Below are 18,882 nucleotides of genomic sequence, written 5' to 3'. Positions count from 1 at the left end.
CCCGTGAAGGCCCGCACCCGCGCGGCGGCGACCCTGCTGACCCCGTTCTTCCTGCTCTTCACCGCGGTGATGGTGATCCCGATCGGCTACGCGGTCTGGCTCAGCCTCTTCACCGAGAAGCAGTCGGGACTCGGCTTCGGCGGCGCCGAGACCGTCTTCAGCGGACTCGACAACTACACCGCGGCGCTGGGTGACCGGGCCTTCCGCGAGGGCTTCGGCGTGCTGCTCGGATACTGCCTCTTCTACATCCCGCTGCTGCTCGCCGGAGCCCTCGGCCTGGCCCTGCTGCTCGACTCGGCGCTGGCCCGCGCCCGCCGCTTCTTCCAGCTCGCACTGTTCCTGCCGCACGCCGTCCCCGGCATCATCGCCGCGCTGATCTGGGTCTACCTCTACACCCCGCAACTCAGCCCGGTCGTGCAGGCCATGGAGGCCGGCGGCATCGGCTTCGACTTCTTCTCCCCCGAAGGCACCCTCCCCTCCGTCGTCAACATCGCGCTGTGGGAATGGCTCGGCTACAACATGGTGATCTTCTACGCCGCCCTCCAGGCCGTCGACCGCTCCGTCCTGGAGGCCGCCACCGTCGACGGCGCCGGCGCCTGGCGGACCGCCCTCGCCATCAAACTCCCGCTGATCAGGGCGTCCCTGGTGATGGTGGCCCTGTTCACCCTCATCGGCTCGCTCCAGCTCTTCACCGAGCCGCTCATCCTCAACAAGGGCACCGGCTCCGCCGTCACCTCCACCTGGACGCCCAACATGTACGCGTACACCGCCGCGTTCGACCGCAACGACTACGGGCTCGCCGCGGCCGCCTCCGTGCTCCTCGCCCTGACGGCCGCACTGCTCTCCTTCGCCGTCACCCGCCTGACCGGACGAAAGGGGAAGACCTCGTGAGCCACCGCCCCCGGAACGTCTGGCTGTCGAAGACCGCCGTCAACGGCGCCCTGCTGCTCGCCGTCGGCTACATGCTCTTCCCGCTGGTCTGGCTGCTGACCGCCGCCACCAAGAACACCGGCGACCTCCTCGCCGGAGACGCCTTCTCCTTCGAGGGCTTCGACCTCGGCGGCAACCTCGGCCGGCTCGCCGCGTACAACGACGGCATCTACCTCCACTGGTACCTCAACAGCCTGCTGTACGCGGGCGTCGGCGCCCTCGCCTGCTCGCTGATCAGCGTCGCCGCAGGCTACGCCTTCGACAAGTACGACTTCCCCGGCAAGGAGAAGCTGTTCGGCGTCGTCCTGCTCGGCGTGCTCGTCCCCACCACCGCGCTCGCCCTGCCCATGTACCTGCTCGCCAGCGAGGTCGGCATCGTCAACACCTACTGGGCCGTGCTCGTCCCCGTCCTCGTGAACCCCTTCGGCGTCTATCTCGCCCGGGTGTTCAGCGCCGGCTACATCCCCGACGAGGCCCTCGAAGCCGCCCGTGTCGACGGGGCCGGCGAGCTGCGCACCTTCTGGTCCATCGGGCTGCGCATGGTCATGCCCGGCTTCGTGACCGTCTTCCTCTTCCAGTTCACCGCGATCTGGAACAACTTCTTCCTCCCCCTGGTGATGCTCTCGGACCAGAAGCTCTTCCCGCTGAGCCTCGGCCTCTACGCGTGGAACAGCAACGCCCACGCCGAACCGGACTACTACCCCCTCGTCGTCACCGGATCCCTGCTCGCCGTCGTCCCCCTCGTGGTCGCCTTCGTCTCCCTGCAGCGCCACTGGAAGGCGGGCCTGACCGCCGGCAGCGTCAAGTGAGGAGCACAGATCCCAGGATGCACCCGACCACTGACAACCGCCCCACCCTCCTCCTCGCGATGGGCCCCGGCGTCGCCGACCGCCTGCTCACCGAGGACCACCGGACCCGGCTCGCCGCGCTCGCCCGCACCGACCCGCACCTCGTCGCCCACGACCTCACGACGCCGGAAGGCCCGGTCGCGGCGGCCCTCGCCGAGGCCGAACTCCTGCTCACCTGCTGGGGCGCCACCCCGCTCACCCCCGAGGTCCTTGCCCGCGCCCCGCACCTCAAGGCGGTCGTCCACGCGGCCGGCTCGGTCAAGCACCACATCACCGAGGCCTGCTGGCGACGCGGCATCAAGGTCACCTCGGCCGCCGCCGCCAACGCGCTGCCGGTCGCCGAATACACCCTCGCCGCCATCCTCCTCGCCGGGAAGCGGGTGCTGCGCTCCGCCCAGCAGTACGCCGAACTCCGCACCGACCAGGCCTGGCTCGCCGAGTCCGCGACCTGGGGCAACTACCGCAGGACCGTCGGCATCGTCGGCGCCTCCCGCATCGGCCGCCGCGTCCTCGACCTGCTGCGCCCCTTCGACCTCGACGTGCTGCTTCACGACCCGTACGTCACCGAGACCCCGCCCGGCACCGAACTCGTCGGCCTCGACGAACTGTGCGCCCGCGCCACGGTCGTCTCCGTGCACGCGCCCCAACTCCCCGCCACGTACCGCATGATCGGCGCCCGCCAGCTCGCCGCGATGCCCGACGGCGCCACCCTGATCAACACCGCCCGCGGCTCCCTCGTCGACGAGGACGCCCTGCTCCCCCACCTCCTCCGGGGCCGGCTGCACGCGGTCCTCGACGTCACCGACCCCGAGCTCCCGCCCCCGGACTCCCCGCTCTACACCCTGCCCAACGTGCTGCTCACCCCGCACGTCGCCGGCTCGCTGGGCAACGAGCTGCACCGGATGGCCGACCAGGCCCTGGCGGAGGTGGCGCGGTACGCGGCCGGGGAGCCGTTCGCGCAGGAGGTGCGGGCCGCGGACCTGACGCGCTCGGCGTAGGGCGGGCCCCAGGGGGCGGACCTAGACTGGAAAGGTCCACCTGGGTCGGGAGGCGCGTCATGACGTTCGTGCAAATCATCGACTGCAAGACAAGCCGGGTCGACGACCTCAACCGGCTCATGGACCAGTGGGTCGAGCAGACCAAGGGCAAGCGCACCGCCACCCACAGCATCGTCGGCAAGGACCGCTCCGACGCGTCCCACGTGGTGGAGATCGTCGAGTTCCCCTCGTACGACGTGGCCATGCGCAACTCGCAGCTCCCGGAGACCGACCGGATCTTCCGCGAGATGGTGGCGCTCTGCGACGAGATGCCGACCTTCACCGATCTGGACGTGGTGCGCGACGAGGCGCTCTACAAGGCGAACGCCCGGCGGCTCCTGGCCATGCTCGCCGACGAGCCCGAGCTGGCGCTGCTGGACGAGGTGCTCGCCGAGGGCTACCACGACCACGATCCGACCAACGAGCAGGACGTCATCGGGATGGACGCGGTCCGGCGCGAGGTCGAGATGTGGCGGGGCGGCTTCGACTTCGCGTTCACGGTGGACGACCAGATCGCCGAGGGCGACCGGGTCTGCACCCGGTGGACCTGGCGGGGCAGCCACACCGGGGACTTCATGGGGCTCCAGCCGACCGGCATGGAGGTGACCATGACCGGCACCGTCATCCACCGCTGCCGGGACGACGGGAAGATCGTCGAGGGCTGGTGGCAGTACGACCTGCTCGGCCTGATGGGGCAGCTCGGCGCCGTAGAGGCCTAGATCGGAACAGCACCGAGGCCCGGTGCTCCCGCGACGGGAGCACCGGGCCTCGGCCTTACGCGTCAGGCGTCAGTACCTCAGTGGGAGTGGCCGTGACCGTGGCCGTGACCCGCGTCCGCCGGCTCCTCCTCCTTCTTCTCCACCACGAGGGTCTCGGTGGTGAGAAGCAGGGAGGCGATCGACGCGGCGTTCTCCAGGGCGGAGCGCGTGACCTTCACCGGGTCGATGACGCCGGCCTTGACCAGGTCGCCGTACTCGCCGGTGGCGGCGTTGAAGCCCTGGCCCTTGTCGAGCTCGGCGACCTTGGAGGTGATGACGTAACCCTCCAGGCCGGCGTTCTCGGCGATCCAGCGCAGCGGCTCGACGGCGGCGCGGCGGACCACGGCGACACCGGTGGCCTCGTCGCCGTCCTTGCCGAGGTTGCCCTCCAGGACCTTGACGGCGTGGACCAGGGCGGAGCCACCGCCGGAGACGATGCCCTCCTCGACCGCGGCGCGGGTCGCGGAGATGGCGTCCTCCAGACGGTGCTTCTTCTCCTTCAGCTCCACCTCGGTGGCGGCGCCGACCTTGATCACGCACACGCCGCCGGCCAGCTTCGCGAGGCGCTCCTGGAGCTTCTCGCGGTCCCAGTCGGAGTCCGTGGCCTCGATCTCGGCCTTGATCTGGTTGACGCGGCCGAGGACGTCCTCGGAGGTGCCGGCGCCGTCCACGATCGTGGTGTCGTCCTTGGTGACGGTCACACGGCGGGCGGTGCCGAGCACGTCCAGACCGGCCTGGTCGAGCTTGAGGCCGACCTCCTCGGAGATGACGGTGGCACCGGTGAGGGTGGCCATGTCCTGGAGCATCGCCTTGCGACGGTCACCGAAGCCGGGCGCCTTGACGGCGACGGCGTTGAAGGTGCCGCGGATCTTGTTGACGACGAGGGTGGAGAGGGCCTCGCCCTCGACGTCCTCGGCGATGATCAGCAGCGGCTTGGAGCCACCGGACTGGATGACCTTCTCGAGCAGCGGCAGGAGGTCCTGGATGGAGGAGATCTTGCCCTGGTTGATCAGGATGTACGGGTCGTCGAGGACGGCCTCCATACGCTCCTGGTCGGACACCATGTACGGGGAGAGGTAGCCCTTGTCGAAGGCCATGCCCTCGGTGAAGTCGAGCTCCAGGCCGAAGGTGTTGGACTCCTCGACGGTGATGACACCGTCCTTGCCGACCTTGTCCATGGCCTCGGCGATGAGCTCGCCGACCTGCTGGTCCTGCGCGGAGAGCGCGGCGACGGCGGCGATGTCGGACTTGTCCTCGATCGGGCGCGCGGTGGCGAGCAGCTCGTCGGAGACGGCCTTGACGGCGGCGTCGATGCCCTTCTTCAGGGCGGACGGCGAGGCGCCGGCGGCGACGTTGCGCAGACCCTCGCGGACCAGGGCCTGGGCGAGCACGGTGGCGGTGGTGGTGCCGTCACCCGCGATGTCGTTGGTCTTGGTCGCCACCTCCTTCACGAGCTGGGCGCCGAGGTTCTCGTACGGGTCCTCGATCTCGACCTCGCGGGCGATCGTGACACCGTCGTTGGTGATGGTGGGCGCGCCGAACTTCTTGTCGATGACGACGTTGCGGCCCTTGGGGCCGATCGTCACCTTCACCGTGTCGGCCAGCTTGTTGACGCCGCGCTCAAGGGCGCGACGGGCGTCCTCGTCGAACTTCAGGATCTTCGCCATGGGAGCGGTTCAGCCCTCTCGGAAATCGTTGAACGAAAACTGCGCCCCTGGACGCCCACGGGGAAACCAGGGGGTCAGGGGCGCAGCTCAAAGCATCTGGCTTCAGGTGCCTTGGTGAATTACTTCTCGATGATCGCGAGCACGTCGCGAGCCGAGAGGACGAGGTACTCGTCGCCGTTGTACTTCACCTCGGTGCCGCCGTACTTGCTGTAGAGCACGACGTCGCCGACCTTCACGTCGAGCGGAAGGCGCTCGCCGTTCTCGAAGCGGCCCGGGCCCACGGCGAGGACGGCGCCCTCCTGGGGCTTCTCCTTCGCGGTGTCCGGGATGACCAGGCCAGAGGCCGTGGTCTGCTCGGCGTCGAGCGGCTGGACCACGATGCGGTCCTCAAGCGGCTTGATGGCAACCTTGGAGCTGGCGGTCGTCACGATCCGACCTCCCCCTTCGGTGATCTCACGGGGTTGACTGTCTGAGGTGGCGACCAGGTGGATCCGTCGTCGCGGGTGCCGGACCTGCCCGTCGCTGTGTTGGCACTCTCCTGCGGGGAGTGCCAGAGCCGAGACTATGACCGCGATTAGCACTCGGTCAAGCGGAGTGCCAATTCACGACCCCGTGGCGTGAAGCGGCCTCTCCGGGCGGACCGCCCGGTGGGGGTGCGGGGTGACCCGCTCCGCCGCCTTGCGGCCGAGCCGCTCGAACGGGTCGACCGAGGGGGCACAGGCCGGGAGGGCGGCGAGCAGCGCACCGGCCAGGGCCAGGGCGGCGATCGGCCGGCGCGCCCGGCTCATACGTAGTCCTCGAGCTTCGCCACCGCGTACCCCTTGGCCGTGATCGTCTTCATCACCAGTCGGATCATGTCCGGCATGGAGCCCTTCCAGTCCCCCTTGCCACGGAAGTGGGTGAGGACGATGTCGCCGGGGTGCAGGTCCCGGTCCCACTCGCGCCACTCCATGTGGTCGGCGAAGGCCTCGGACGCCCACAGCGGGACCGCCTTGACGCCGCAGGACTTGGCGGCGCGCAGGGTGTCCTCGTTGTAGTTGCCGTACGGCGGCCGGAACAGCTCGGGCCGCTTGCCGAACTGCTTCTGGACGATGTCCTGCATCCCGCAGATCTGCCGCTTCTGGTCGTCGTAGTCGAGACCCGGCAGATAGGGGTGGGTGAGCGTGTGGTTGTTCAGGGTCACGCCCTGGGCCTGCATCTTCCTGAAGTAGCCGTAGTCGTCCTTCACCAGGTAGTTGCTGAGGAAGGCGCTGTACGGGATCTTCAGCTCGCTCATCATGCGCAGCAGCGCGGGGTCCTTCTCGGCGCCGTCGTCGATCGTCAGGAACACGACCTTCTGTTTGGTCGGCACCGTGGTGAAGACCGGCGGCAGGCCCGTCCCGTCGGTCTCGAAGCCCTTGCGGGTGGTGATCTTCGGCTTGACCTTCGGCGGCTCGGGCGCCTCGATCGGTGGCTGGGCGAGACCCCACTTCTTCGCGGCGGCGACCCGCGCGGCCCGCGCCTTGCGGACCCTCTCGACATACGCGTCGAGCGCGCCGGCCGCGCCCTGGGCGCGCGGCTGCTGACCGGCGGCCGGCTTGGCCGGGGCGGGCTTCTCCTCGGCCGCGGGGCTCGCGCAGGCGGAGCCCAGGGCGGCGATGACGAGGGCGGCCCCGACCGCCCGCACGGACCGGAATACATGCTTCTGTTCTTTTTGTCGTACGAGCTGCATGGCGCCGCATCCTGTCAGCGCCACGCCCCTCCGGGGCCCCGACACCACCGGCGGACCCGCACCGTCCCCCGGGCGGCCCGCACCCGTCCGGACCACGGCCCTCGGGGCTCCGGCCCACGGCGACAATGGGAGGGTGACCGACCTCGCCGCCTTCACCGCCCTGCTCGCCCCCGAGGGGCAGGCCCTGCTCGCCGCCCTGCGCGACTACGACCCCGCCCGGGAACTGGCGGTCGCCTCGCGCCTGCGCCGCGACCACCCGGCCGAACTGGTGTCGGCGGCGCTCGGGCAGGCCCGGCTGCGGCAGCGCGCGGTGGCGAAGTTCGGCGCCGAGGACGCGTACCGCATGTACTTCACGCCGAACGGCGTCGAGCAGTCGACGCGGGCGACCGTCGGGACCTACCGGGCCGAGCGGATGAAGGCGCTCGGCGTGCGCAGCGTCGCCGACCTGTGCTCCGGCATCGGCGGCGACGCGATCGCGCTCGCCCGCGCCGGGATCTGTGTCCTCGCCGTCGACCGCGACCCGCTGACCGCCGAGGCGGCCCGCGCCAACGCCGCCGCGCTCGGTCTCGCGGAGCTGATCGAGGTGCGGTGCGCGGACGTGACCGAGATCGACACCAGCCCGTACGACGCCGTGTTCGTCGACCCGGCGCGGCGCGGCGGCCGGGGCAGGATCTTCGACCCCGAGGCGTACTCGCCGCCGCTGTCCTGGGCGATCGAGGCGGCCCGCAAGGCCCCGCACGCGGCCCTGAAGATCGCGCCCGGCGTCCCGCACGAGGCCGTGCCGGAGGAGGCCGAGGCGGAGTGGATCTCGGACGGCGGCGACGTGAAGGAGGCGGTGCTGTGGTTCGGCACCGAACCGGGCGCCCGCCGCGCCACCCTGCTGCCCGGCGGCGCCACCCTGACCGGAGGCCGCCTCCCCGACCCGGCGGTCCGCCCGGTCGGCCGCTATCTGTACGAGCCGGACGGCGCCGTCATCCGCGCGCACCTGGTCGCCGAGGTGGCGGCGGAGCTGGACGGCGGCCTGATCGACGAGACCATCGCGTACGTCACGGCGGACGAGCTGCGCCCCACCCCGTACGCCGCCGCCTACCAGATCACCGATGAACTCCCCTTCAACCTCAAGAAGTTGAAGGCCCTGCTGCGCGAGCGCGAGGTCGGCGTCCTGACGGTGAAGAAGCGCGGCTCGGCCGTCGAACCCGAGGAGATCCGGCGGAAGGTGAAGCCGAAGGGCCCCAACTCGGCGACGGTGCTGCTCACTCGGGTCGCGGGTGCGCCGACGATGCTGATCGGACGGCCGGTCCGCCCCTGATCCGCCGGCCAGGCGCTACGCGGTGAGCCGGACCGCCAGGCGGTAGTGCGCGACGGCCTTGTTCAGCCCGATGAGACCGTTGATCCAGAGGATCAGAGCGACCCCCATGCCGTACGCGACGAGGCCGTAGCCGCCGTCCTCCCGGGTCGTCCCGGCGGGGACGGCGAAGCCCAGCCACAGACCGAACCCGCACAGCACGGCGGACAGCAGCATCCAGCAGACGCTGAGCACGGGGGCCCGCAGCCGGGCGTCCGTCGGCCCGTGCCGGTCGAGCGCCGCCCACAGCACGAGCCGCTCCCGCACCACCCGGTCCCGTCGCACACTGCGCACGGTCAGCCAGACCGCCGGGACGAGCACCCCGAGGCCGAGACAGGCCACGAGCAGCCCCACGAGCATCGAGATCGGGTCGCTCAGCGCACTGGACAGCGAGGTGAGCAGCACACCGACCATCCCCCACCCGAGCTGGAGCAGCGCCAGCCAGGTCAGAAACAGCGCGAGGCGCCCCCCGCCGAGCAGCCGCCGCGAGAGATCGCCGAGCGCCACCGCCCGATCGGCGAGCAGCGCCTCCCGGTCCGGCCAGCTCCGCAGCTCGACGGGCGGCGGGGGCGGGGGCGGTTGGGGCAGTGCGGTACGGCGAGACATACCGGCGAGCCTAAGCGACCGGCCCGTAGGGTCTCACCGATGACCGAGCCCGACGGGATGTCCCCGTACACCGCGTTCCACGACGATCCCTTCCCCGAGCTGTTCGGGCACCCGACCGAGGCGGTCGTCAGCGCCGACGGGCAGTGGGTCGCGGTCGGTTCGGTCATCTCGGACCTGAGCAAAGTGGTCGTCTACCGGACCGCCGACCTCTCCTGCGCGCACGTCCTGCACTTCGCCATGGAGACCGACACCATGGCCTTCCACCCCACGCTTCCGCTCCTCGCCATCGGCTTCGACAACGGCGACGCGTACATGCGCGAGGGCAGTCTGATCCTGCTCGAACCCGAGAGCGGCCACCGCGTCGACTTCCCCGACCCCGACTGGGGCGTCGAGCTGGTCCGCTGGACGGACGCACACACCCTCGAACTCACCCTCTGCGCCATGTACGACGGAGACACGTACGAGCGCTCCGTGACCGCCTTCGTCCGCGAGGACTGGCTCGGACTCGCCCCCGACGACCTCAAGCCCCACCCCGTCGACGCGCCACTGATCGACCTGGACATCCCGCTCCCCTACCCCGACCGCGAACCCGCGCCGTCCGTCCTCCAGGCGCTCGCCCGGCGCGCCGGACGCGGCTACGACAGCCGGGGCGAGGTGCGGGCCGTGGCCGGGCTGAGCGACGGGCGGGTGCTCGCCACCCGGCGCGACACCACGCTGGAGTGCTGGGCGCCCGACGGGACGCCGCTGTGGAGCGTCCCCGCGCCCGGTACGTACCCCGGCACCCGCATCGTGGTCTCGGCCGACGAGCGGACGGCCCGGGTCGCCGTCCCGGGCCCCGACTCGCGCACCCGGACCGACTTCCCGCTCGTCGACCTCGCCGACGGCACGGTCCTGGACACCCCCTCGGTGCCCTTCTCGGCCGCGCTCTCGGCCCGCACGGACGGGGTGTGGGCGGCACGCGACACGTACGACCGCGACGTCTGCCGGATGGCGGATCCCGTCCCCGGCACTCTGGTCTTCGCCCCCGACGGCACTCCGCTGGGCACGGTCCACGAGCCGGACCGGTACGAGCTGGTCCCGCTCGACGCCCGCCGCTGCCCCGAGCTGCTGTTCACGCGCCGGCGGCGCCGGGACGTGATCGCGCTCGGCCCCGGCCCCGCCGATTCCGCCGTCGAGACACCGCTCTTCACCCTGGACGAGCCGGCGATCCGGGCGGTGTACGTCTCCGACTCCGCCGGCCCCGCGCTGCTGACCGGGTGGGGCGGGCTGGTCCGGCAGAGCTTCCCGGCCGGGGAGGTCGTCTGGCGCCGTCGCCTGGACGCCGTGATCGCCGCCCTCGACGCGCACGACGGCGTCGTGCACGCCCTGTGCGCGGACGACACCCTCGTCTCGTTCGACGCGACGGACGGCACCGTCCTCGCCCGGCGCACGCTCCCCCCGTACGGGAACCTCTCCCTGCACGCGGCCCCCGACGGCTCGGTCCTCGTCGGCACCCTGGCCGGGCAGATCCTGCGCTACGACTCCTGAGCCCGCGCGCGGTCGAGGAGGAGGGCGCGCTCGCTCTCGTTCCGGGTGAGCTCCGCGGCGCGCTCGAACTCCGCGCGCGCCTCGGCGGAGAGCACCGGATGGCAGGTCGTGAAGACCAGTCGCAGCACGTCGTCGTCGATGTCGCCGGGACCGGAGGGTTCCGGGTCGTACGCGCCCGGCCGACGGCCGGTCGATCGATCCGTACCGGCTCGCTCACAGGCTGTCGAACGGCGGGATGATCCGCACCACGACGATCAGACGGGCCCTCGGCGCGGCGAGGAAATAGAACCATCCGCCCGCCGCGTCCATGCGGCGCAGTCCTCCCGGCCTCGGTCCCTCGCCCAGGTCTCCGACGTCCACCCCCATCTCGGCGAGCTCGACCAGCTGGGCCGTCAGCCGCTCGACTTCGGCGACGACCGCCTCGGGGATGCCTCCCGCCACGTGCGCGCTGTCGGGGTCGTACTCCCAGCGCCAGCCCTCACTCACCGCCGGTGCCCGACAATGCTTCCCGCGCCTCGTCGAGGATCTGGCCGAGCCGGCCCGCGGCCTCGCGGACCTCGTTCGCGTCGCCGGCCGCGACCTGGGACTCGAGTTCCCGGAACCGCGCGGCCACCAGCGGCTGACGCTGGATCTGGACGTAGACCGCCCAGTGGCTGATGAAGCGCCGGAGCGGCCCGAGGTCCGACCCCAGACGCGCCTGGTCGGCGGCCTGGTCCAGTTCACGCGTGAAGGCGGGCAGCGCCGCCGGCGCGATCTGCGCCACGGCCTGCCGAAGTGCGGCGACCGTCGACGGCGGCTGCGGGATCAGCGGCTGATCGGGCGCGCTCGCGGTCATATGTTCTCCCAATGGCCCGGATTGTGAACCGTGCGTCAAGCGTAGCGAGCACGAATCCGGAGCCGTCGCCCGATCGGGCGACGGGCGAGTCTCAGACGTAGTCCTCCAGGCGCGCGACCGTGAAGCCCTGCTCCTCGATGTGGCGCAGCAGGTTGGCCATCATCTGGGTCATCGTGCGGCCCTTGAGCTCGGACGGGCCGCGGAAGTGGGCCAGGACGACGTCGCCGGGGTGCAGCTTCCTGTCACCGCGCTGGTACTGCATGTTCTGGATCTGCATCGACTCGCGCCACAGCACGATCGCGTCGACCCCGCACTCCTTGGCGGCTGCGCGGGTGGCCTCGTTCCAGTTGCCGTACGGCGGGCGGAAGAGGCGCGGCCGGATGCCGTACTCCTTCGCCAGCCTCTCCTGCTGGCCGCAGATCTCCCGGCGCTGGGCGTCCGGGGAGAGGGTGCGCAGGTTGGGGTGGGTGAGGGTGTGGTTGGCGAGGCCGTGGCCCTGGGCGAGCAGCGGCTCGAAGTAGTCGTAGTCCGCGCGGATGGCGGCGTCGGTGAGGAACATCGTCACCGGCACCTTGAGGTCCTTCATCATCGCGACGAACTCGGGGTCCTTCTCGGCCCCGTCGTCGATCGTGATGAAGACGACCTTCTGGTCGGTCTCGATGTCGCTGACGACGGGGACGGGGCCGCCGGCGGTGCGCGTGACCGGCTTCTTCGCGGGCGGGGCGGGCGGCTCGGCGAGCGGCTTGAGGCCCCACTTGCGGTACGCGGCTGCCCGCGCGGCGGCGGTGTCAGGGGCGTTCGGGGCCTCGGGGGCCTTGTTTCCGGCCGAGGGGGTCGGCGTACTGGCGGCCGGGGCCGGGGAGTCGGCGTCGGCGGTGGTGCAGCCGGTCGCCGCGAACAGGGCAACGGCGGTCAGCGCCGCCCACAGCGCGATCGTCTTCTTCACGCGCTGTGGGATGCCCGATTCCGGCGAAAGGTTGCTCTAGATACGACTATCCGACTGATTCGAAGCGCCAGCGGTGCACCGGACGGGTGATCAGACCGGCCTCCGGCTCCGGCAGCTCGGGCAGTTCGGCGTCGAGCCCGGCCGCCGTCTCCCACCAGGTGAGGACGAGCACCCGGTCCTGCGGGGCGCGGAAGGTCTCGCGGCGCAGCGGCTCACCCGCGAGCTCCTGGGCCCGCGCCCAGGCGAGGAGTTCGTCCCCCCGCCCCTCGGCCGCCCGCGCCTCCCACATCAGCGTCACGGTCGTCACGAGTACAGGTTCTCCTTGCTGACCTCGTGCACGTGGTCGTGGTCGTGCACGTGGTTCCCCGGCACGTGCGACTCCGTCACCGGCAGCGAGGAGTCCGCCGACAGCTCCAGGTCGGAGGCCGCCCGGCCGCGCGCCACCATCTCGGCGCCGAGCGCCGCCACCATGGCGCCGTTGTCGGTGCACAGGCCGGGGCGCGGCACGCGGAGCCGGATGCCGGCCCGCTCGCAGCGCTCCTCGGCGAGCGCGCGCAGGCGCGAGTTGGCGGCGACGCCGCCTCCGATCATCAGGTGGTCGACGCCCTCGTCCCGGCAGGCCCGGACGGCCTTGCGGGTGAGCACGTCGACGACCGCCTCCTGGAAGGACGCGGCGACGTCCCGTACCGGCACGTCCTCGCCCGCGTTCCGCTTGGCCTCGATCCAGCGGGCCACGGCGGTCTTCAGACCGGAGAAGGAGAAGTCGTACGCCGGGTCCTTGGCGCCGGACAGGCCGCGCGGGAACGCGATGGCGGCCGGGTCGCCCTCCTTGGCGAGCCGGTCGATGACCGGGCCGCCGGGGAAGCCGAGGTCGAGCACGCGGGCGATCTTGTCGAAGGCCTCGCCGGCGGCGTCGTCGATGGTGGCGCCCATGGGCCGCACGTCGGCGGTGATGTCGGAGGACAGCAGCAGCGACGAGTGGCCGCCGGAGACGAGCAGCGCCATGGTCGGCTCGGGCAGCCGGCCGTGCTCCAGCTGGTCGACGCAGATGTGCGAGGCGAGGTGGTTGACGCCGTAGAGCGGCTTGCCGAGGGCGTACGCGTACGCCTTGGCGGCCGAGACGCCGACGAGCAGCGCGCCCGCGAGGCCGGGCCCGGCGGTGACGGCGATGCCGTCGAGGTCCTTCGGGGAGACGCCGGCCTGCTTCAGGGCGCGCTCGATGGTGGGGACCATGGCCTCCAGGTGCGCGCGGGAGGCGATCTCGGGGACGACACCGCCGAACCGGGCGTGGGTGTCGACGCTGGAGGCGACGGCGTCGGCGAGCAGGGTGGTGCCGTGGACGATGCCGACGCCGGTCTCGTCGCAGGAGGTCTCGATGCCGAGTACGAGCGGTTCGTCAGCAGCCATCAGAATCAGTCTCTGTTCCTGTTCCTTGAACGTCTGTTCCCTGGACGACGTGGCGCATCACGAGCGCGTCCACGTTGCCGGGCTGGTAGTAGCCGCGGCGGAAGCCGATGGGCTCGAAGCCGAAGCGCTCGTACAGCTTCTGGGCCCGGGTGTTGTCGACCCGCACTTCGAGGAGGACCTCCTCGCACTCGAAGGCGGTGGCGGCCTGGAGGAGGTCGGTGAGCAGCCGGGCGCCGAGGCCGGTGCCCCACTGGTCGCGGGCGACGGCGATGGTCTGGACGTCGCCGAGGCCGCCTGCCGCCGCGAGGCCCGCGTAGCCGACGAGCCGTCCGTCCGGCGTCTCGGCGACCACGTAGTGGCGGGTCGCGCGCGGCCCCCGGGCGTGCGCGAGCTCCGACCAGAACATCCCCGCCGACCAGGCGTCCTCGGGGAAGAGCTCGGCTTCGAGCGCGAGCACGGGCGCCAGGTCCCACCAGCGCATCTCGCGCAGTTCCACGCCGCTCACTGGGGCGTGACCACCTTGTAGTTCTTCGGCACCTGGGCGTCGGGGCGGCGCAGGTACATCGGCAGGGGCTCCAGGAACGCGTCCTGCTCCCCCGCCGCCAGCTTCTCGGCCGCGAGGGCGGCGAGCGCGGCGGCGGACTGGTGCTCGGGGTCGCGAGCGTCCGGGAACGCCTCGGGGTAGAGGCGGGCGCCGGCGCCGACCACGGGCAGCCCGGCGAGCTGCTCGGCGATGTCGGCGGGGCGGTCGACGGACGCCTCCGTCACACGCGTGCGGGAGTCCTCGTACCGCGCCCAGTAGACCTCCTTGCGCCGCGCGTCCGTGGCGACGGCGAAGGGCTCCTGGATGCCGGAGGCGTACGCGAGTCCGTCGAGCGTGCACAGTCCGTGCACCGGCACCCCGAGCGCGGAGGCGAAGGAGGCGGCGGTGACCAGGCCGACGCGCAGTCCGGTGTACGGGCCGGGGCCGACACCGACCACGAGTCCGGTCACCGCGTCGAGCTTCAGCCCGGCCTCCTTCAGGACCCGGTCGACGGCGGGCAGCAGCAGCTCCCCGTGCCGGCGGGCGTCCACCTGGGAGGACTGGGCGACGACGGTCTCGCCGTCGTGGAGGGCGACGGTGACGGCGGGTGTGGCGGTATCCATGGCGAGCAAGAGCACGCGAACAGCCTACGGCGCCGGAGCGCCGGACATGGTGCCCCGCTCGTCGGGGGACGGCGGTGCTACGGTCGGGGCGATCAGACACCGATACGTACGTACGACAGAAGGTGGGCGCACGGTGGCACGGAGCAGCTCGGGATTCGTGGCCGGGCTCACCGCGGCGGCGGTCGCCGTGGTCGGCTTCCTCGCCTATCAGGCCTCGGCCGCCGCGCCGTCGCCGGCCGAGCTCGCGGCGAAGCCGCGCACCCCGAGCACGGCCCCGTCGACCGCGGCGAGCGAGCAGCCGAAGCAGCCGGCGAAGGACCCGCTGGCGCTGCCCGCGAACTCCGGCAAGGGCGAGCGCGTGGTGTACGCGCTGAAGGACCACCGGGTGTGGCTGGTGGACGCGAGGAACCAGGTGACGCAGACCTTCTCGGTGATGCCGAGCACGGTCTCGCCGCCGCCCGGGGCGTACGCGGTGACCTCGCGGTCCGGCGCGGTGCGCGGCTCGGACGGGGTGCAGATCGAGCACGTGGTGCGGTTCGCGACGGTGCAGGACGTGTCGATCGGCTTCAGCGCGGCCGTGGACGGCTCGACGCCGAGCCCGGACCCGACGAAGAAGACCGGCGGCATCCGGATGAAGCGCGCGGACGGCGACGCGATGTGGACCTTCGCGTCCATCGGCGCGAAGGTCGTGGTCGTCGCCTGACCCGTCGTCCCGAGCGGATCCCGTGCGGATCCGGAGCGGTTCCCGTACGGGTCAGGCGGCCCGGGAGTCCTCGTGCTCGGGTTCTTCGGGGCGGCGCGGCGGGGTCGAGACGGCGTTCGCGGCGGCGCACGACGCCAGCAGATCTCTCATCGGGACGGACTCCGGGACGGTGTCCGCGGTGCGGTCCTCGCGGCCCTCGCGCTCGGGCGTCGCCATGCCTGCCTCCCGTAGGTTAGGTACACCTAACCAGCTCGTGCATCCATGTGACCACGCCCGCGCGCACCGACGCAACATTTTCCCGACACGTTGTCGGAACCTACGTACGTTCGGGTGCGTGCGGTCAGCCCAGCCGCAGGTCCTCGTCGGCCCAGCGGGCGCCGATGCCGTTGAGGACGACGGTCCGCCGGTCGTCGTCGGTGTCGCCCACGACACGGTGGATCAGCACGTGCAGCCGGTCGTCGGTCAGCTCCTCGACCTTGCCGTCGCCCCACTCGACCACGACGACGGAGTCGGGCAGCGAGACGTCGAGGTCCAGGTCCTCCATCTCGTCGAGACCGCCGCCGAGCCGGTACGCGTCGACGTGCACCAGCGGCGGCCCGGCCACGAGCGAGGGGTGGACGCGGGCGATCACGAAGGTCGGGGAGGTGACCGCGCCGCGCACCCCCAGGCCCTCGCCGAGCCCGCGGGTCAGGGTGGTCTTGCCGGCGCCGAGCTCGCCGGTGAGCATCACGAGGTCGCCGGGACGCAGCAGCTTCGCGAGCCGGCGGCCGAGCTCCTGCATCCGCTCGGGCGAGTCGACCTCGACGGTGGCCCGGTTGGCGGTGGCCGTGTTGGTGGTGGCCGTGTTGGTGGTGGCCTGGTCGTGCGGTGTGTCCATGCCGCCCAACCTACCTAGGGCGAGGCCGGCGGATCAGGGTCGGACAGGCCGCGGCGTCTGGTGCTTGGGGTCTCCCCAGGCCCGCCAGGGCCGAGGGGAAGCATCGCAAGGCGCCGGAGCGTCTCGACAGCGGAGCTATCGGGGCGTTTCGGCAACGCGGCGAGGTGCCGTGCCAGGCGTCGCGGACCCGACCCTGATCCGCCGGACACGCCCTAGCCGGGTACGGGACCGGCTCCCGCCCGTACCAGCAGGTCGGCGATGCGGTCGGTGACCGCCTCGGGGTGCTCCAGCATCACCAGGTGCCCGGCGTCGGGCACGATCACCAGCTCCGCGTCCGGCAGCAGGTCGGCGATGACCTCGGTGTGCGAGCCGGGGGTGACCAGGTCGCGGTCGCCGGCGAGGGCGAGCGCCGGGAGCTCGCGGAAGGCGGCGAGCGCGGCGGTGCCGTCGTGCTCGGCGAAGGCCGGGTAGAACGCGGCGACCACGTCGATCGGCGTCGACTCGATCATCCGCTCGGCGAACCGGGCCACCGCCGGGTCCACGTCCTTCGAGGAGAACGAGTACTTCTTGATCAGCCCGGCGAACAGGTCGGCGGTGGCACGGCGGCCCCGCTCCACCAGCTCGGCCTGCGAGCCGAGCGCCCGCAGCACGCCCGGCAGCACCCGGCGCACCGCGTTGACGCCGGCGAGCGGCAGTCCGTAGCTGACCTCGTGGAGCTGCCCCGCCGAGGTGCCGACGAATCCGACGCCGACCACCCGCTCGCGCACCAGCTCCGGGTACTGCTCGGCGAGCGCCATGACCGTCATGCCGCCCATCGAGTGCCCGACGAGCACCAGCGGGCCCTCCGGCACGGCGGCGTCGAGCACCGCCTTCAGGTCGCGGCCCAGCTGAGCGATGGAGACCGGCACCCCGTCCGGGCCCTCCTGGGCGAGGCCGGGCCCGGAGCGCCCGTGGCTGCGCTGGTCCCAGTGGACGGTGCGGACCAGACCGCGCAGGGCGGCCCGCTGGAAGTGCCAGGAGTCCTGGTTGAGGCAGTAGCCGTGGCTGAAGACGACGGTGACGGGGGTCGGGGCCTTGCGCCCGAAGAGCCGGCGCCGACGCGGGGCGGACGGGTCGGGTTCCACCTCGTCGACCTCGTAGTAGAGCGCGGTGCCGTCGTCGGCGACCGCCTTGCCGGGCGTGCCGCGCAGGGCGCCGTACGGGCCCTCGGCGTCCAGCGCGAGCCGCGCCTTCTGCCGTACCGAACGCCCCACGGTCAGCCGCTCGACCGCGACGCCGGCCGCCGCGCCCGCGGCGAGCACGCCTATCGCGGCCCCGGCCCAGCCGGCCCTCCGCCAGGTCTCGTCACCCATGCCCGCGCCCCTCTCACTCCCCCATGTAGACGCGCGGGACGCGCGCGCCGATCCGGGTGACGATCTCGTACGCGATGGTGTCGGCGGCCTCCGCCCAGTCCTGGGCCGTCGGCTCGCCCCGGTCGCCGGGCCCGAACAGCACGGCCTCGGTGCCGGGCTCGGGCGCGTCGCCGCCGAGGTCGACCACGAACTGGTCCATGGCCACCCGCCCGGCCACCGTCCGGACCCGGTCGCCGACCAGGACCGGGCCGCGGCCGGAGGCGTGCCGGGGGACGCCGTCCGCGTACCCCAGCGGGATCAGACCGAGGGTGGTCTCGTCCGGGGTGACGTAGTGGTGCCCGTACGAGACGCCGTGCCCGCCCGGCACCCGCTTCACCAGGGCGACGCTCGCCTTCAGCGACATCACCGGGCGCAGGCCGAGCTCGGCGGAGGTGCCGAGGGCCGGGTCGGGCGACACGCCGTACATGGCGATGCCGGGCCGGACGAGGTCGAAGTGCGCCTCGGGGAGCGTGAGGGTGGCGGGCGAGTTGGCGATGTGCCGCACCTCGGGCTCGACTCCGGCCTTCTCGGCGTGGTCGAGCATCGTGCGGAAGACGTCCAGCTGGGCGGGGATGGAGGGGTGCCCCGGCTCGTCGGCGCAGGCGAAGTGCGACCACAGGCCGGTGATCCGCACGAGCCCCTGCGCCTGGGCCTTCAGGGCCTCGCCGACGAGCTCGGGCCAGTCGGCGGGCTGGCAGCCGTTGCGCCCGAGGCCGGTGTCCGCCTTGAGCTGGATCCGGGCGGGGCGCCCGACCGCCTGCGCGGCCTCCGTCACCTCGCGCAGCGCCCACATCCCGCTGACCGACATGTCGAGCCCGGCCTCGATGCCCTGGGCCCACGGGTCGCCCGGCGTCCACAGCCAGCACATGATCCGCGCCTCGGTCAGCCCCGCCGCCCGCAGCGCCAGCGCCTCCTGCGGCGTGGCCGTCCCCAGCCACGTCGCCCCCGCGTCGAGCGCGGCCCGGGCGCAGCGCACGGCCCCGTGCCCGTACGCGTCGGCCTTGACCACGCCCATCACCTGGACATGGGGCGCGACACGGGCGCGCAGCGTGCGGACGTTCGCACGCAGCGCCCCGAGGTCGATCTCGGCGCGGGCTCGGCGGGGCGGCGGTGTCTGAGTCATCGGGCCCAGTCTCTCAGGTGCGGGC

The 18,882-nt window shown here is 72.3% G+C and carries 24 protein-coding genes; 7 read left to right on the top strand and 17 right to left on the bottom strand.

Going from position 1 to position 18,882, the window contains the following annotated elements; genetic code table 11:
- Positions 1-3: 3 nt before the first annotated feature.
- From AB0M18_RS01995 to AB0M18_RS01980, 4 genes are read left to right on the top strand one after another with little or no spacing between them, the layout of a single operon-like run.
- Positions 4-891 carry a sugar ABC transporter permease gene (locus AB0M18_RS01995; RefSeq protein WP_365754668.1) on the top strand — a complete coding sequence of 296 codons (888 nt, stop codon included), beginning with the start codon at positions 4-6 and terminating at the stop codon, positions 889-891.
- Positions 888-1,739, top strand: a complete 852-nt coding sequence (locus AB0M18_RS01990) for a carbohydrate ABC transporter permease (RefSeq protein WP_365754666.1) — start codon at positions 888-890, stop codon at positions 1,737-1,739. Before AB0M18_RS01995 ends, AB0M18_RS01990 begins: the two co-directional genes overlap by 4 nt.
- Before the next feature lie 17 nt (positions 1,740-1,756).
- A complete protein-coding gene (locus AB0M18_RS01985) occupies positions 1,757-2,776 on the top strand; it encodes a hydroxyacid dehydrogenase (RefSeq protein WP_365754665.1) in 1,020 nt (339 codons plus the stop codon).
- 59 nt (positions 2,777-2,835) lie between these two features.
- The gene (locus AB0M18_RS01980) at positions 2,836-3,534 is read left to right on the top strand and encodes an ester cyclase (protein WP_365754663.1); all 699 of its coding nucleotides are present in this window, start codon (positions 2,836-2,838) and stop codon (positions 3,532-3,534) included.
- Positions 3,535-3,611: 77 nt separating this feature from the next.
- On the opposite strand, the gene groL is transcribed toward AB0M18_RS01980, so the two are convergent.
- From groL to AB0M18_RS01960, 4 genes are all read right to left on the bottom strand, one after another.
- Complete coding sequence (gene groL, locus AB0M18_RS01975; protein WP_265867515.1) at positions 3,612-5,240, bottom strand: chaperonin GroEL; 1,629 nt, start codon at positions 5,238-5,240, stop codon at positions 3,612-3,614.
- Between the two features lie 119 nt (positions 5,241-5,359).
- On the bottom strand, positions 5,360-5,668 hold the full coding sequence (gene groES / locus AB0M18_RS01970) for a co-chaperone GroES (protein WP_004955293.1): 309 nt from the start codon (positions 5,666-5,668) through the stop codon (positions 5,360-5,362).
- A gap of 174 nt (positions 5,669-5,842) precedes the next feature.
- Positions 5,843-6,028, bottom strand: coding sequence for a hypothetical protein (locus AB0M18_RS01965; RefSeq protein ID WP_365754661.1), 186 nt, complete (start codon positions 6,026-6,028; stop codon positions 5,843-5,845).
- Positions 6,025-6,951 (bottom strand): polysaccharide deacetylase family protein, encoded by a 927-nt coding sequence (locus AB0M18_RS01960; protein WP_365754659.1) that lies wholly within the window; start codon positions 6,949-6,951, stop codon positions 6,025-6,027. Before AB0M18_RS01960 ends, AB0M18_RS01965 begins: the two co-directional genes overlap by 4 nt.
- A 133-nt stretch (positions 6,952-7,084) precedes the next feature.
- On the opposite strand from AB0M18_RS01960, the gene AB0M18_RS01955 reads away from it, so the two are divergent.
- The gene (locus AB0M18_RS01955; RefSeq protein WP_365754658.1) at positions 7,085-8,260 is read left to right on the top strand and encodes a class I SAM-dependent methyltransferase; all 1,176 of its coding nucleotides are present in this window, start codon (positions 7,085-7,087) and stop codon (positions 8,258-8,260) included.
- A 15-nt stretch (positions 8,261-8,275) separates the two neighbouring features.
- Here AB0M18_RS01955 and AB0M18_RS01950 read toward each other — a convergent pair whose 3' ends face one another.
- Positions 8,276-8,902 carry a hypothetical protein gene (locus AB0M18_RS01950; protein WP_365754656.1) on the bottom strand — a complete coding sequence of 209 codons (627 nt, stop codon included), beginning with the start codon at positions 8,900-8,902 and terminating at the stop codon, positions 8,276-8,278.
- 39 nt (positions 8,903-8,941) lie between these two features.
- On the opposite strand from AB0M18_RS01950, the gene AB0M18_RS01945 reads away from it, so the two are divergent.
- Complete coding sequence (locus tag AB0M18_RS01945) at positions 8,942-10,429, top strand: hypothetical protein (RefSeq protein WP_365754654.1); 1,488 nt, start codon at positions 8,942-8,944, stop codon at positions 10,427-10,429.
- On the opposite strand, the gene AB0M18_RS01940 is transcribed toward AB0M18_RS01945, so the two are convergent.
- The 8 genes from AB0M18_RS01940 to tsaB form a co-directional block, all read right to left on the bottom strand.
- Positions 10,417-10,557, bottom strand: a complete 141-nt coding sequence (locus AB0M18_RS01940) for a hypothetical protein (protein WP_365754652.1) — start codon at positions 10,555-10,557, stop codon at positions 10,417-10,419. The genes AB0M18_RS01945 and AB0M18_RS01940 overlap by 13 nt on opposite strands.
- Before the next feature lie 85 nt (positions 10,558-10,642).
- The gene (locus AB0M18_RS01935) at positions 10,643-10,915 is read right to left on the bottom strand and encodes a hypothetical protein (RefSeq protein WP_365754651.1); all 273 of its coding nucleotides are present in this window, start codon (positions 10,913-10,915) and stop codon (positions 10,643-10,645) included.
- On the bottom strand, positions 10,908-11,264 hold the full coding sequence (locus tag AB0M18_RS01930) for a DUF6247 family protein (RefSeq protein ID WP_365754649.1): 357 nt from the start codon (positions 11,262-11,264) through the stop codon (positions 10,908-10,910). Before AB0M18_RS01930 ends, AB0M18_RS01935 begins: the two co-directional genes overlap by 8 nt.
- Positions 11,265-11,355: 91 nt before the next feature.
- The gene (locus AB0M18_RS01925) at positions 11,356-12,210 is read right to left on the bottom strand and encodes a polysaccharide deacetylase family protein (protein ID WP_365754647.1); all 855 of its coding nucleotides are present in this window, start codon (positions 12,208-12,210) and stop codon (positions 11,356-11,358) included.
- Between the two features lie 46 nt (positions 12,211-12,256).
- Positions 12,257-12,499, bottom strand: coding sequence for a hypothetical protein (locus AB0M18_RS01920; RefSeq protein ID WP_365755028.1), 243 nt, complete (start codon positions 12,497-12,499; stop codon positions 12,257-12,259).
- Positions 12,500-12,513: 14 nt separating this feature from the next.
- A complete protein-coding gene (tsaD, locus tag AB0M18_RS01915; protein ID WP_365754645.1) occupies positions 12,514-13,617 on the bottom strand; it encodes a tRNA (adenosine(37)-N6)-threonylcarbamoyltransferase complex transferase subunit TsaD in 1,104 nt (367 codons plus the stop codon).
- Complete coding sequence (gene rimI / locus AB0M18_RS01910; protein ID WP_365755027.1) at positions 13,607-14,098, bottom strand: ribosomal protein S18-alanine N-acetyltransferase; 492 nt, start codon at positions 14,096-14,098, stop codon at positions 13,607-13,609. Before rimI ends, tsaD begins: the two co-directional genes overlap by 11 nt.
- Positions 14,099-14,118: 20 nt before the next feature.
- Positions 14,119-14,778: a tRNA (adenosine(37)-N6)-threonylcarbamoyltransferase complex dimerization subunit type 1 TsaB gene (gene tsaB, locus AB0M18_RS01905; protein ID WP_365754643.1), complete on the bottom strand. Its 660-nt coding sequence runs from the start codon at positions 14,776-14,778 to the stop codon at positions 14,119-14,121.
- A 118-nt stretch (positions 14,779-14,896) separates the two neighbouring features.
- Here tsaB and AB0M18_RS01900 point away from each other — a divergent pair, with 118 nt between their 5' ends.
- On the top strand, positions 14,897-15,466 hold the full coding sequence (locus AB0M18_RS01900; RefSeq protein WP_365754641.1) for a hypothetical protein: 570 nt from the start codon (positions 14,897-14,899) through the stop codon (positions 15,464-15,466).
- A gap of 51 nt (positions 15,467-15,517) precedes the next feature.
- On the opposite strand, the gene AB0M18_RS01895 is transcribed toward AB0M18_RS01900, so the two are convergent.
- From AB0M18_RS01895 to alr, 4 genes are all read right to left on the bottom strand, one after another.
- The gene (locus tag AB0M18_RS01895) at positions 15,518-15,682 is read right to left on the bottom strand and encodes a hypothetical protein (protein WP_365754640.1); all 165 of its coding nucleotides are present in this window, start codon (positions 15,680-15,682) and stop codon (positions 15,518-15,520) included.
- 124 nt (positions 15,683-15,806) lie between these two features.
- Positions 15,807-16,343: a tRNA (adenosine(37)-N6)-threonylcarbamoyltransferase complex ATPase subunit type 1 TsaE gene (gene tsaE, locus AB0M18_RS01890; RefSeq protein WP_365754638.1), complete on the bottom strand. Its 537-nt coding sequence runs from the start codon at positions 16,341-16,343 to the stop codon at positions 15,807-15,809.
- A 212-nt stretch (positions 16,344-16,555) separates the two neighbouring features.
- A complete protein-coding gene (locus AB0M18_RS01885; RefSeq protein WP_365754636.1) occupies positions 16,556-17,695 on the bottom strand; it encodes an alpha/beta hydrolase in 1,140 nt (379 codons plus the stop codon).
- Positions 17,696-17,708: 13 nt separating this feature from the next.
- Positions 17,709-18,857: an alanine racemase gene (gene alr, locus AB0M18_RS01880; RefSeq protein WP_365754634.1), complete on the bottom strand. Its 1,149-nt coding sequence runs from the start codon at positions 18,855-18,857 to the stop codon at positions 17,709-17,711.
- Positions 18,858-18,882: the final 25 nt, after the last annotated feature.

It is taken from the genome of Streptomyces sp. NPDC051909, from assembly GCF_040681095.1.
Lineage (GTDB): Bacteria > Actinomycetota > Actinomycetes > Streptomycetales > Streptomycetaceae > Streptomyces.
Note: the sequence above shows the minus strand (reverse complement) of the source record. Positions and strands in the feature narration are given on the sequence as shown.